Annotated in this window: 8 protein-coding genes and 3 pseudogenes; 6 read left to right on the forward strand and 5 right to left on the reverse strand. The window is 53.4% G+C overall.

Annotated elements, in window-relative coordinates:
* Positions 1-11: 11 nt before the first annotated feature.
* Positions 12-347 carry an ethanolamine utilization microcompartment protein EutS gene (gene eutS / locus C2U53_RS28630; RefSeq protein ID WP_042999878.1) on the reverse strand — a complete coding sequence of 112 codons (336 nt, stop codon included), beginning with the start codon at positions 345-347 and terminating at the stop codon, positions 12-14.
* Positions 348-647: 300 nt separating this feature from the next.
* Between eutS and C2U53_RS28635 the strand changes: the two are divergent.
* From C2U53_RS28635 to C2U53_RS28645, 4 genes and pseudogenes are all read left to right on the forward strand, one after another.
* Positions 648-3,128: pseudogene (locus tag C2U53_RS28635) on the forward strand (RHS repeat-associated core domain-containing protein); the annotation flags it as partial.
* Positions 3,129-3,287: 159 nt separating this feature from the next.
* A pseudogene (locus tag C2U53_RS30830) lies at positions 3,288-3,608 on the forward strand (DUF4329 domain-containing protein); the annotation flags it as partial.
* Positions 3,609-3,617: 9 nt separating this feature from the next.
* Positions 3,618-3,920 (forward strand): NTF2 fold immunity protein, encoded by a 303-nt coding sequence (locus C2U53_RS28640; RefSeq protein ID WP_042999877.1) that lies wholly within the window; start codon positions 3,618-3,620, stop codon positions 3,918-3,920.
* A gap of 57 nt (positions 3,921-3,977) precedes the next feature.
* Positions 3,978-4,349, forward strand: a pseudogene (locus C2U53_RS28645) (RHS repeat-associated core domain-containing protein); the annotation flags it as partial.
* Here the strand turns inward: C2U53_RS28645 and C2U53_RS28650 are convergent.
* Both C2U53_RS28650 and maeB read right to left on the reverse strand, forming a co-directional pair.
* Entirely contained in the window at positions 4,321-5,385 is a 1,065-nt protein-coding gene (locus C2U53_RS28650) for a glycosyltransferase family 9 protein (RefSeq protein WP_104446826.1), read from the reverse strand. The pseudogene C2U53_RS28645 and the gene C2U53_RS28650 sit on opposite strands and share 29 nt — an antisense overlap.
* A gap of 217 nt (positions 5,386-5,602) precedes the next feature.
* The gene (gene maeB, locus C2U53_RS28655; protein ID WP_042999876.1) at positions 5,603-7,882 is read right to left on the reverse strand and encodes an NADP-dependent oxaloacetate-decarboxylating malate dehydrogenase; all 2,280 of its coding nucleotides are present in this window, start codon (positions 7,880-7,882) and stop codon (positions 5,603-5,605) included.
* Positions 7,883-8,156: 274 nt separating this feature from the next.
* On the opposite strand from maeB, the gene tal reads away from it, so the two are divergent.
* Both tal and tkt read left to right on the forward strand, forming a co-directional pair.
* Entirely contained in the window at positions 8,157-9,107 is a 951-nt protein-coding gene (tal, locus tag C2U53_RS28665) for a transaldolase (RefSeq protein WP_044256900.1), read from the forward strand.
* A gap of 20 nt (positions 9,108-9,127) precedes the next feature.
* Positions 9,128-11,122, forward strand: a complete 1,995-nt coding sequence (gene tkt / locus C2U53_RS28670) for a transketolase (protein WP_090050519.1) — start codon at positions 9,128-9,130, stop codon at positions 11,120-11,122.
* 45 nt (positions 11,123-11,167) lie between these two features.
* Here tkt and C2U53_RS28675 read toward each other — a convergent pair whose 3' ends face one another.
* Both C2U53_RS28675 and nudK read right to left on the reverse strand, forming a co-directional pair.
* On the reverse strand, positions 11,168-12,208 hold the full coding sequence (locus C2U53_RS28675; RefSeq protein ID WP_042999873.1) for a DUF1176 domain-containing protein: 1,041 nt from the start codon (positions 12,206-12,208) through the stop codon (positions 11,168-11,170).
* Positions 12,209-12,333: 125 nt separating this feature from the next.
* The gene (nudK, locus tag C2U53_RS28680) at positions 12,334-12,909 is read right to left on the reverse strand and encodes a GDP-mannose pyrophosphatase NudK (RefSeq protein WP_044256903.1); all 576 of its coding nucleotides are present in this window, start codon (positions 12,907-12,909) and stop codon (positions 12,334-12,336) included.
* Positions 12,910-13,008: the final 99 nt, after the last annotated feature.

A 13,008-nucleotide genomic window follows, 5' to 3' on the forward strand; every position in this document is an offset into this window, starting at 1 on the left:
GCACCTCAAAATTAGCTTTTCGTCAGGTCGCAGAGCGTGAAATGTAATAACCGACCCAGCCCGCTGACCGTTTGCAATAAGGCCTCTTCTACCGCGCCAACCGAGCCGTAGATCACCAGCGCGCCGCTGAATCTGTCGAGAAAACCGATGTGTACGTCAGCCGCCTTCATCGCCAGATCGCCGGCAATCATGGCCGTTTCACCCGGCGTCAGGGTCATAATGCCAATGGCACCTGCTTCGGGAACGCCGATCTTTTTCGCCAGTTCTTCACCTGGATGCGCAATGAGATGCGCCAGCGTGACCTGTTTGCCCGGCACAAATTCCTGAATGATGCGTTCTTTATCCATTGCTCACCGCCTGTGTTAAGACTGGGCTTATCGTAGCAATTTTTTGTCAGGGTAAATAACAAAATTCGGCAAGATGATTTAAAAGGTGAAGTGGATCACTAATAATGGGGTCGTATTTTTGGAAGTCTCACTGCCGAAATGGCAGAACATTCTTTTGGCCGCCGCAATCAAAAAGAACGATCCTTTAACTTATCTAAATAAATTCTTAGTTTTATCTTTTCTTTAAACGTGAAACTTTATTTTCTGCTTCAGAAATTTATTGTGTATCCATCGCGGGAATGACAACAAAAGGGACTGAGCATGAGCGGAAAACCAGCGGCGCGTCAGGGCGACATGACGCAGACGGGCGGTAGCATTGTTCAGGGCTCGGCGGGCGTGATGATTGGTGCGCCAACAGGCGTGGCCTGCTCGGTCTGCCCTGGCGGCATCACCTACGGCCCGCCGGTCAATCCCCTTCTCGGTGCCAAAGTCCTGCCCGGCGAAACCGATATCGCCCTGCCCGGCCCGTTGCCGTTTGTGCTCTCGAGGACTTACAACAGCTACCGGACGAAAACGCCTGCACCGTCGGGCATTTTCGGCCCCGGCTGGAAAGCGCCCTTCGATATCCGCTTACAAATCCGCGATGAAGAACTGATACTCAACGACAACGGCGGGCGCAGTATTCACTTTGAGCCGCTACGGGCAGTTGCTCACCTTCACCGACTGCTCAGGCTACCAGACCCGTTATGAATACGGCCGCTTCGGGCAGGTCACTGCCCTTCATCAGGAAGAAGGCCTCAGCCAGTACCGTGCTTACGATGACCGGGGCAGACTGGTCAGCCAGAAAAATGCACAGGGCCACGAAACCCGCTATGAGTACAGCATCGCGGGCGACCTGATGGCGGTCACTGGCCCGGACGGCGTACGCACGGAGACGCAGTATGATGCCGCAGGACACCCGGTGAGCACCACCACTGGCAGCCTGACCCGGCAGATGACCTACGATGCCGCAGGTCGTGTGACGCAACTGACCAACGAAAACGGCAGCCACACCACTTTCACTTATGATGTGCTGGACAGGCTGGTGCAGGAAACGGGCTTTGACGGCAGAACACAGCGTTATCAGTACGGTATTACCGGGCAGCTTATCCGCAGTGAGGACGAAAGCCTCATCACCCTGTGGCATTACGATGCGTCAGACCGCCTGACGCACCGCACCGTCAATGATGAGCCGGCGGAACAGTGGACCTACAACGAGCACGGCTGGCTGACCGAAGTCAGCCATCTCAGCGACGGCCACCGCGTCGCCGTGCAGTATGAGTACGATAAACAGGGACGGATGAACCTTGAACGCCAGACGGTGCAGCATCCCGAAACGGGAGAGCTGCTGTGGCAGCACGCCACCCGGCACGATTACAGCGATAAGGGACTGCCGGACCGCGTGACACCGGACGCCCTTCCCCCGGTGGCGTGGCTCACGTATGGCAGCGGGTATCTGGCCGGCATGAAGCCCGGCGACACGCCGCTTGTTGAGTTTACCCGCGACCGCCTGCACCGGGAGAGACAGCGCCACTTCGGCGAATACGACCTGACCACGGCATACACCCCAGGCGGTCAGCTACAGCGCCATCACCTCAGCATTCTTCAGCTTAACCGCGACTACACCTGGAACAGCGGCGGACAGCTTGTCCGCATCAGCGGGCAGCATGAGCAGCGGGATTATCAGTACGGCGACGCCGGGAGGCTCCTCGGCACACACATTCAGTCGCCCCACCACGACCTGGCGCAGTGGACGTTCACCGACCCGGCGGGCAACCGGACAGCGCAGCGGGATAAATACCCGATGCTGCCGGAACGCTTCCCGGATAACCGCATCAGCCAGGATGTGGAGAATTTTTACCATTATGACGAACACGGCAGGCTGACAGAGAAAGACGAGCGCCGGATACGCCCGCACGGCAGCGTCGTGCATCATTACCGCTATGATAACCAGCACCGCCTGACGCACTACCGCCGGATGCAACAGGGCAACGTGCTGACGGAAAGCCGCTATCTTTACGACCCGCCGGGCGCCGCGTCAGCAAACGGGTGTGGGCATGTACGGTATATCACGATGGCTCGTGTTCACAGCCGGCACTGCAGGAAACCGTGTGGTACGGCCAGGATGGCGACCGGCTGACGACCACGCAGACAGACAAAACCCGCATTCAGACGGTATACCTGCCGGGAAGCTTCACGCCGCTCATCCGTATTGAAACGGCAACCGGAGAGCTGACCAGAGCCACCCGCCGCACGCTGGCGGAGAAATTTCAGCAGGAAGCAAACGTGACCTTCCCGCCGGAACTGGTGGCGATGGTGGATAATCTGGAAGCAGATCTACGGCGCGGGGAACTCAGCGAAGCCAGCCGGACGTGGCTGGCACAGTGCGGCCTGACGCCGGAGCAGATGAAAAATCAGATGGAGCCGGAATACACGCCGGAACGCAAAATCCACCTGTACCACTGCGACCACCGGGGCCTGCCGCTGGCACTGATTGACGTTAACGGGGCCATTGCATGGCGCGCAGAGTTTGATGAATGGGGGAATATCCTGCGGGAAGATAACCCGTATAACCTGGAACAGCTCATCCGTCTGCCGGGGCAGCAGTGGGATAAAGAGACGGGGTTGTACTATAACCGGCACCGGTATTACGACCCTGAGCAGGGAAGATATATCACTCAGGATCCTATTGGGTTGATGGGGGGATGGAATCCTTACACGTATCCGCTGAATCCTTTGTCCAAAATAGATCCATTAGGATTATCTGCGTGGAGTGAAGCAAAGTCGGGAGCATGTACAGAAGGAATATGTCAGTTGTTTTCACCTTTTATCGGGCCAGAGAAATTTGATAATCAAGAAACCGCTGCTTTTGAAGCACTAAAGAAAATAAATGGATTATCAATAGTAAATAATAGGGAATATGCAGGTATGATATGTAAGGATAATAAAGGGGAATATTTTTCCACGAAACCTAAGGAGGGTACGGATTCCAGTTCTAACTCACTGAGTAGCCAATGTCCTGCTGGTTCAGCATCCACGGGAGCCTATCATACTCATGGTGCATATAATCGGCACTATAAAAACGAAGAATTTTCTCCTGCGGACATTAACTATTCTAAAAAACATGCCCTTAATGGGTATTTAGGTACACCAGAAGGGCGTTTTGGAAAAATGGATTCGGACGGTGAAAATATTATATATTCTGAATCTAATGCTTTACCCACAACTTGTGATATTCGGTAGGTGTAAACCGTGAAGAACTCATTTATATCACTTGCTTTGATATTGTTTGCAATATCACACTCAGCATTTGGAAGAGAAAATTCAATGGATTTTTTAGTAAATAGCCGTGAAATGGCTTTGGAACTATCATATGTTTATGTTAAATATATATATGGAAAAGAAAAGGCGGAATTTCAAAAGCCATATAGTATCACAGATGACAATGCTTATTGGAAGATAGAGGGAAAAAAACCGGAGACGTTAGGGGGGAATTTTACAATACTAATAGCGAAAAAAGATGGTCAGGTGTTAAATGTAATACACACAAAATAATCTACTGTGCATATATTCGAATATTTTACTAGGGTGTATCTCTTAACCCGAATAGAACCGGAATATATACCGGAGAGAAAAATCCACCTGTACCACTGCGACCACCGGGGGCTGCCGCTGGTGCTGATTGACATTAACGGACGGGTTGCGTGGCGCGCAGAGTTTGACGAATGGGGAAATGTGCTGCGGGAAGATAACCCGTATAACCTGGAACAGCTTATTCGTCTGCCGGGACAGCAGTATGACGAGGAGACAGGGCTGTACTATAACCGGCACCGGTACTACGACCCGTTACAGGGAAGGTATATCACGCAGGACCCAATTGGGTTGATGGGGGGATAGAATCTTTATGAAGATGTTCTAAGGCCAATCCAAAAAATAGATCCCAAAGTTTATGCTCTTATGAGCAATTTTGAATCCGCGCGATAACACGCTTTATCGCAACGTTAAATTCATCCAGATTGATATGGTCAATCTCTTTGCCGACCACTATCGTTTCTGAAATATCCTGCATTGCCGGCCAACGTGTTTTATAGTCGGCATAAACCGCAATGACAGGAATATTGTATGCACTTGTCATATGTAATATGGACGTATCTGGCGTAATGGCCAGAAAGGCTCCGTTGATAACCGCAGCGGAACGCATTATGGATGGCGATAAAGACAGTCGATGCACATTTTCACACGACTGCGTTAATGATACTGCATTATCGATCCCCTTCGGCCCATGGACAATGATAATCGGCAGTTCAATCTCTTGTTTGATAATCGCGATGAGCTTTTCGGCAACTGCGTGTGAGAACGAGCGTTCCTGCGCACTGCCTTCTAAATTCAGGGCGATATACCGCCCTAACGTCGAGGTCTCACGGCGAACCTCTGTTAACACCACTTCGCTGAGTGGGAGTTCGAAAGCAGCCCTTACCGCAGGGAATCCCGCTTCCCTCATCAAAATTGCCCAGGTCATTGGCACTGGAGCACGAAGGACCTGATCCATTCTTGAAGCAATTTTACACACCGGGGAATAACACTTCATCATTAATCCAGCCGCCTGAAGATTCGTTTTTGCCCTTAATCCATTGATGAACACCATTGTTTTCAGGTTCTTCCGGCGCATGGCTTCGATGCAGATATCGGGAACTCCATATTCCCGTCTTATTTTTCTGGCGACCGCTTTTATTTCATTCAACGTGGCAAAGTCCTGCATCGTCATGCTTATTACGGTCAATTTTGTCTGTCGCATCGAAAGTGCCTCAAATACTGACTGATTAATCGTTGACGATACAATTAACACATGTTCTACGTTATTCGATTCCAGCGCACGTATTACCGGAAAAATTGACATCGCATCCCCGATTTGGTCAGGGATATGAATAACCGCTAGCTTTATATTTGAATTATCAATATAAGAAGACTGATAATCATAAAAACGATAAAAAAACCCTCTTAAAATTGATTTCAAAGACATTTTCAGCAACCAGAATTTATGCGAGAGAACATTATTTCGATTTCATTCATCCAGCGCAAGGAATTTAATGGCGTTTTAATCTGGAGGCAACGAGAAAGGAACAGATAGCGCACCGGTGACGATCTGCTTAATAACAATGTGGACAGGATACATAAAGAACGTTCTTACCCTGAGTCAGTCAGGGTAAGGACGGGACTTAAATCATCATGACAATGAATTACAGCGGCTGTGTTTGTGCTTCAACCACCGCCAGCGCGACCATATTAACAATTCGACGAACAGAGGCGATCGGCGTTAATACGTGAACGGGTTTCGAGACCCCCATCAGTACCGGCCCAACAGTGACCCCTTCCGAACTGGAAACACGCAGCAGGTTGTAACTAATACGCGCCGCTTCCATATTCGGCATCACCAGAATATTGGCCGAGCCTTTCAGCGGGCTGTCCGGCATCCGGTCATTACGAATGCTTTCCACCAGCGCGGCATCACCATGCATTTCACCGTCAATCATCAGGTCAGGCGCACGTGCTTTGATAATCTCCAGCGCGGCACGCATTTTGCCGGCAGACGGACAGTTGGACGAACCAAAGTTAGAATGCGACAGCAGCGCCACTTTCGGTTCGATACCAAAGCGACGCACGGTTTCCGCCGCCATCACGGCGATTTCCGCCAGCTCTTCCGGCTCAGGATCGTCATTGACGTAGGTATCGGCAATAAAGGTGTTGCCGCTCGGCAGCAGTAACGCGTTCATCGCCCCGGCGGTATGGACGCCTTCACGGTAGCCAAACACCGCTTTCACCACGCTGAAGTGTTCATGGTAATCACCGATAGTGCCGCAGATCATCGCATCCGCTTCACCGCGCTGTACCATGATCGCCCCAATCACCGTGGTGTTGGCGATCACCGCACGCTGCGCCTGCTCCTGGGTAATGCCTCGACGCTTCATGATCTGGTAGTACTCGCTCCAGTACTCTTTAAAGCGCGGATCGGATTCATTGTTGACGATCTCAAAATCGACGCCTGCTTTGATCTGCAGCCCCAGTTTTTGAATGCGCATTTCGATTACGCCCGGACGGCCGATCAGGATCGGCTTCGCCAGACCCAGCGTGATCAGTTCTTGCGTTGCGTGCAGCACACGCGCCTCTTCCCCTTCCGGCAACACGACACGCTTCGGTGCTTTGCGTGCCTGCGAGAAAATCGGCTTCATGAACAGGTTAGTTTTGTAGACAAATTCCGTCAGCTTGTCGACATAAGCGTCAAAGTCGGCAATGGGACGCATTGCCACGCCGGAATCCATTGCTGCTTTGGCAACCGCTGGCGCAATTTTAACGATCAGACGCGGGTCGAACGGTTTTGGAATGATGTATTCCGGGCCGAAGCTCAGATCCTGGTCGCCATAGGCCGAGGCCACGACTTCGCTTTGCTCGGCATGCGCCAGTTCGGCAATGGCATGGACCGCAGCCAGCTTCATCTCTTCGTTGATTGCCGTCGCGCCAACGTCCAGTGCGCCACGGAAAATGAACGGGAAGCACAGGACGTTGTTGACCTGGTTCGGGTAGTCGGAACGGCCGGTACAGATGATGGCGTCCGGACGCACCGCTTTTGCCAACGGCGGCAGAATTTCTGGTTCCGGGTTAGCCAGCGCCAGAATCATCGGCGCGCGGGCCATTTTCTTGACCATCTCCTGGGTCAGCACTTTCGGGCCTGAACACCCAAGGAAAATATCCGCGCCGTCAATAACGTCATCCAGCGTCCGTTTGCCGTCATCATCTACCGCGTAGGCCGCTTTGGTTTCAGCCATATTCGGCTCGCGACCTTTGTAGATAACGCCCTTGGAGTCGCAGACCACAATGTTGTGCTTCTGCATTCCCAGCGCCACCAGCAGGTTCATACAAGCGATCGCCGCCGCGCCCGCGCCGGATACCACCATCCGCACGTCGGAGATATTTTTCTCTACCACCCGCAGGCCGTTAAGAATGGCGGCGGTACTGATGATCGCGGTGCCGTGCTGATCGTCATGGAACACCGGAATATTCATGCGTTCGCGCAGTTTCTGTTCGATGTAGAAACACTCCGGCGCTTTGATGTCTTCCAGGTTGATCCCGCCGAACGTCGGTTCCAGCGCGGCAACGACGTTAATAAATTTGTCCGGATCGAGCTCATCGACTTCGATATCGAACACATCAATACCGGCGAATTTCTTAAACAGAACGCCTTTGCCTTCCATGACCGGTTTACCGGCCAGCGCACCGATATTGCCTAAGCCCAGCACCGCCGTCCCGTTAGAGATAACGGCAACCAGGTTGCCACGCGCGGTGTATTTATACGCAGCCAGCGGGTCTTTTTCGATTTCAAGACAAGGTGCCGCGACGCCCGGCGAGTAGGCCAGCGCCAGATCGCGCTGCGTGGCAAGGGGCTTGGTCGGAGAAACCTGGATTTTACCAGGTACCGGGAATTCGTGGAAATCAAGGGCGCTTTGCTTTAACTGGTCATCCATCTTGTTGTTCCTTTCACGTATCGTTCAAAAAAGTCACGCGCAGCCAGGTGCGTCGCACATTATCACCGCACTGCGGGACGCAAACTTTGAAGGTCCCCAAACTATCACGACTTAAATAAAGATTTCGTAATCAACTCATAACAACCATGTTACCTGCTTAAGCCAGCAATACCATGCCTGTCTGCTATGCTTTTTTGTGGTGCACATCATGAATTTCTCAGAAGTGTGATTTTAAGCACTCACCTAACACGTTACTTTTCAAGGAGTATTTCCTATGAACCAGTTAGACGGCATCAAACAATTCACCACTGTCGTGGCCGACAGCGGCGATATTGAGTCTATTCGTCATTACCAACCCCAGGATGCCACCACCAACCCTTCCCTGCTGCTGAAAGCCGCTGGCCTGGCGCACTACGCGCATCTGATTGACGATGCGATCCGCTGGGGAAAGCAGCGGGGTAAAACCCAGGAACAGCAGGTTGCCGAAGCCTGCGACAAACTGGCGGTCAATTTTGGTGCGGAAATTCTTAAAAGCATTCCGGGACGCGTGTCGACCGAAGTGGATGCCCGCCTCTCCTTCGATCAACAAAAGAGTATCGACAAGGCCCGCCACCTGGTGGATTTGTACCAGCAGCAGGGGATCGATAAATCCCGCATACTGATCAAACTGGCCTCCACATGGGAAGGCATTCGCGCGGCAGAAGCGTTAGAGAAAGAGGGAATTAACTGCAACCTGACGCTGCTGTTTTCCTTTGCTCAGGCCCGCGCCTGCGCCGAAGCGGGCGTCTTTTTGATCTCCCCGTTCGTTGGTCGCATTTACGACTGGTACCAGGCGCGCAGCCCCATGGACCCGTACGTTGTCGAGCAAGATCCCGGCGTGAAGTCGGTGCGCAATATCTACGATTACTTCAAACAGCATCGTTATGACACCATCGTCATGGGCGCCAGTTTTCGCCGCACTGAGCAGATCCTCGCGCTGGCCGGCTGCGATCGCCTGACGATTGCCCCCAATCTCCTGAAAGAATTACAGGAAAAAGAAGAACCGGTCGTGCGCAAGCTGGTGCCGTCTTCGCAAACCTTCCATCGTCCCGCCCCCATGAGCGAAGCTGAATTCCGCTGGGAGCATAACCAGGATGCGATGGCGGTAGAGAAACTCTCTGACGGTATCCGTCTGTTCGCCGTTGACCAACGCAAACTGGAAGACCTGCTTGCGGCCAAACTCTAAACCTTGCCACGGAGTGTTCTATGTCCCGTAAAGACCTTGCCAATGCCATTCGTGCGCTCAGTATGGACGCTGTTCAGAAAGCCAATTCCGGTCACCCCGGCGCGCCGATGGGAATGGCGGATATCGCCGAAGTGCTGTGGAACGATTTTCTTAAGCACAACCCGACCGATCCAACCTGGTACGATCGCGATCGTTTTATTCTTTCGAACGGTCACGCTTCTATGCTGCTCTATAGCCTGCTGCATCTGTCAGGCTATGACCTGCCGCTTGAAGAGTTGAAAAACTTCCGCCAGTTGCATTCCAGAACGCCAGGCCACCCGGAAATCGGCTATACGCCAGGCGTGGAAACCACCACCGGGCCGCTGGGCCAGGGGCTGGCGAACGCCGTCGGTTTAGCCATTGCCGAACGCACGCTGGCGGCACAGTTTAACCAGCCGGACCACGAGATTGTCGATCACTTCACGTATGTGTTTATGGGTGACGGCTGCCTGATGGAAGGCATTTCGCATGAGGTCTGTTCGCTGGCGGGAACGCTGGGGCTGGGCAAGCTGATCGGTTTTTACGATCACAACGGTATCTCCATTGATGGTGAAACCGACGGCTGGTTTACCGATGATACCGCCAAACGCTTTGAGGCCTACCACTGGCATGTCGTCCACGAGATTGATGGCCACGACCCGGAAGCGGTGAAGAGAGCGATTCAGGAAGCGCAGAGCGTGAAGGACAAACCGTCGCTGATTATCTGCCGCACGGTGATCGGCTTTGGCTCACCGAACAAAGCAGGGAAAGAGGAATCCCACGGCGCGGCGCTGGGCGAAGAAGAAGTGGCGCTGACCCGCCAAAAACTCGGCTGGCACCATCCGGCATTTGAGATCCCGAAAGAGATTTATCGCGCCTGGGACGCCCGCGAAAAAGGCGAGAAAGCGCAACAGCACTGGAACGAAAAATTCGCCGCTTACCAGAAAGCGCACCCGCAACTGGCCGCAGAGTTCACGCGCCGCATGACCGGCGGTCTGCCAGAGTCGTGGGAAAAAACCACACAGAAATACATCAACGAGTTACAGGCGACCCCCGCCAAAATCGCCACCCGCAAGGCATCGCAAAATACTCTCAACGTCTACGGCCCACTTCTGCCGGAGCTGTTAGGCGGTTCGGCGGATCTGGCGCCGAGCAACCTGACGATCTGGAAAGGTTCCACCTCACTGAAAGAGGATCTGGCGGGCAATTACATTCACTATGGCGTGCGTGAATTTGGTATGACCGCCATCGCCAACGGCATCGCCCATCACGGCGGATTCGTGCCCTATACCGCCACCTTCCTGATGTTCGTTGAATATGCGCGTAATGCCGCGCGCATGGCGGCACTGATGAAAGCGCGACAAATCATGGTGTATACCCATGACTCCATCGGTCTGGGGGAAGATGGTCCGACCCACCAGGCTGTGGAACAACTGGCCAGCCTGCGTCTGACGCCCAATTTCAGCACCTGGCGTCCGTGCGATCAGGTTGAAGCTGCAGTGGGCTGGAAGCTGGCGGTCGAGCGCCATGATGGTCCCACGGCGCTGATCCTGTCACGACAAAACCTGGCACAGGTTGAACGCACGCCGGAGCAGGTGAAAGCGATCGCCCGCGGTGGCTACGTGCTGAAAGACAGCGGCGGCAAACCGGATATCATTCTGATTGCCACCGGGTCAGAAATGGAGATTACCCTGCAGGCCGCGGAGAAACTGACCGGCGAAGGGCGTAACGTCCGCGTGGTATCGCTGCCCTCAACGGATATTTTCGATGCCCAGGACGAGGCATACCGCGAGTCGGTGCTGCCATCGAACGTCAGCGCGCGCGTCGCGGTCGAAGCCGGTATTGCCGATTACTGGTACAAATATGTGGGCTTAAAAGGGGCGATTGTCGGGATGACCGGCTACGGTGAATCCGCGCCAGCAGAGAAGCTGTTCCCTTACTTCGGCTTTACGGTGGAGAACATTGTGGAGAAAGCACACAAGGTTTTGAACGCCTGATGTCTGCAACGCCGGATGACGACTGCGTCGTCATCCGATAAAAAATCAACGCGTGATCCACAGCGTGGGCCAGGCATCTGGCCCATGCCAGCCATCACAGCTCGGCTCTTCGGCATAACGCACCAGACGAAAACGCTGACCGTCAAAACGCCAGCGAGTCTGGATGCCGCAGTCCGTTAATCCCCGCCCTTTTGCCAGGGTAACCAGTTCACGCGACTTCTCATCAAACACGGCGTTCATTAACTCCATGTCATTACTTTCCGCGCCGCTGTTAAACGGTAAACGTAGGCGTACGGCGTGTGAGGCCAGTGGTTTTTTCCGCGACACGATCCACGCCAGATCGATGGTGTTGTACGCTCCGGCTTCGCAGGCGATCATCAACAGGGCTTTGTCATCGGTAAGGGCGGTCACCCGCACCTCACGGCGTGAAGGATCGAGTGAACACTTAATGCCGTTTATTCGCCAGTTGCCGTAATCAAGAAGGTCGTTGCGTTCGTCGAGGGAGAGCGGTGTGGGTGTTGGGTTAACGACGGCTACGCCTTTCAGCGCCGGTGCCGGTGGCACGCTCAGTGGAGGATCGTCCCCTTTTTCAATCCACGCCGTTTCGCTGCCCACCCGCTTCTGCTGCGCGTCGATGAACAACAGCGCCGCTTTCAGCCCGGCCAGCGAAATGGTTTGATTGCCCTTTTGCAGGGTAATCGCCTTCCCGTCCTGAATCGTCAGCAGAAATTCAGCGATAGTCGCCGGGTCGTCTGTCATCAGGTGCCACGGCGTCATTCTCCAGTGATCTGGGCTCAGCGCCAACGGTTTGCCATCCAGCAACAGGCGTGGCGCGATATCCGCTTCGTTGGTGGGCGCGGTCAATCCGCCAAGATCGAGGCGCAAGACGGCATCGGTATGCGCCCCGGCACTGCGGCTCAGCGTCATCACCAGCCCGCCATGTTCACCGGTGTTACGCGCGACACAAAAATTCTGGTTATTACAGGTTACCTGCCAGTCAGAAAAGGCCTGTTGCGCGGGCGCGGCCCACAGCAAGCGGGCCGGAATCAGGCCGAGCAGGAAAAGGAAAATAACGCGATAGCGCATGGACGGTAATAACCCCAGAAGTCAAACGAACAACACAGGTCGTATCTTCGTTGTGCTGTTAACCATGCTCAATCGGATTTGTCGGATAGATTCAATCATTCGTAAAGAAATATAAACCTTATTTATCAATCCATTAAATGGGAAGATTGCAAATAGTTGAGCAATAACACGGTCTTACCGTCTCGTATTTCACCGGTTTTAATCATCTCCAGCGCCTGAGTAAACGGTAATTCCAGCACGTCGATGTCTTCATCTTCGACACCACCCCCCGCGTTAGCACGCTGGCTTTCGCTGTATTCGGCGATAAAAAAGTGAATCAGCTCCGTCACACCGCCGGGAGACATGTACAGCTCAAAGAGCTTGCGCACCTCACCCACTTCATAGCCTGTCTCTTCAATGGCCTCTTTGCGAATGCAGGCTTCCGGCTCGTCGTTGTCCAGTAACCCGGCGCAGGTTTCAATCAACTGCCCGCTTTCGTTACCGTTCACCCACGTCGCTACGCGGAACTGACGAATCAGCACCACCGTCTTTTTCTCTGCGTTATACAGCAGGATCGTTGCCCCATTGCCGCGATCGTACACTTCACGTTTGTGGCGGATGACATCGCCGTTCGAGCGGGTCAGATCGTAGGTAATATTGCGCAGGATGAAATAGTTATCAGAAAGGACTTTGTCTTTAACGAGGGTGATTTTTTGCGACATATCGACTCCACAGCGTAAGAAGAGAAATTATACTACGCCGTGAAGCCGGATTTGTCTGTGTAAGATAAGGCTGATTTATGCCGGACAGAGGTGAATTGT

It is taken from the genome of Citrobacter sp. CFNIH10 (assembly GCF_002934585.1).
Taxonomy (GTDB): domain Bacteria; phylum Pseudomonadota; class Gammaproteobacteria; order Enterobacterales; family Enterobacteriaceae; genus Citrobacter_A; species Citrobacter_A amalonaticus.

What these genes read in the sequence shown, in the direction of transcription:
- eutS (WP_042999878.1), bottom strand. Translation starts at nt 347, where the DNA reads ATGGATAAAGAACGCATCATTCAGGAATTTGTGCCGGGCAAACAGGTC.
- C2U53_RS28650 (WP_104446826.1), bottom strand. Translation starts at nt 5,385, where the DNA reads ATGTCTTTGAAATCAATTTTAAGAGGGTTTTTTTATCGTTTTTATGAT.
- maeB (WP_042999876.1), bottom strand. Translation starts at nt 7,882, where the DNA reads ATGGATGACCAGTTAAAGCAAAGCGCCCTTGATTTCCACGAATTCCCG.
- tal (WP_044256900.1), top strand. Translation starts at nt 8,157, where the DNA reads ATGAACCAGTTAGACGGCATCAAACAATTCACCACTGTCGTGGCCGAC.
- tkt (WP_090050519.1), top strand. Translation starts at nt 9,128, where the DNA reads ATGTCCCGTAAAGACCTTGCCAATGCCATTCGTGCGCTCAGTATGGAC.
- C2U53_RS28675 (WP_042999873.1), bottom strand. Translation starts at nt 12,208, where the DNA reads ATGCGCTATCGCGTTATTTTCCTTTTCCTGCTCGGCCTGATTCCGGCC.
- nudK (WP_044256903.1), bottom strand. Translation starts at nt 12,909, where the DNA reads ATGTCGCAAAAAATCACCCTCGTTAAAGACAAAGTCCTTTCTGATAAC.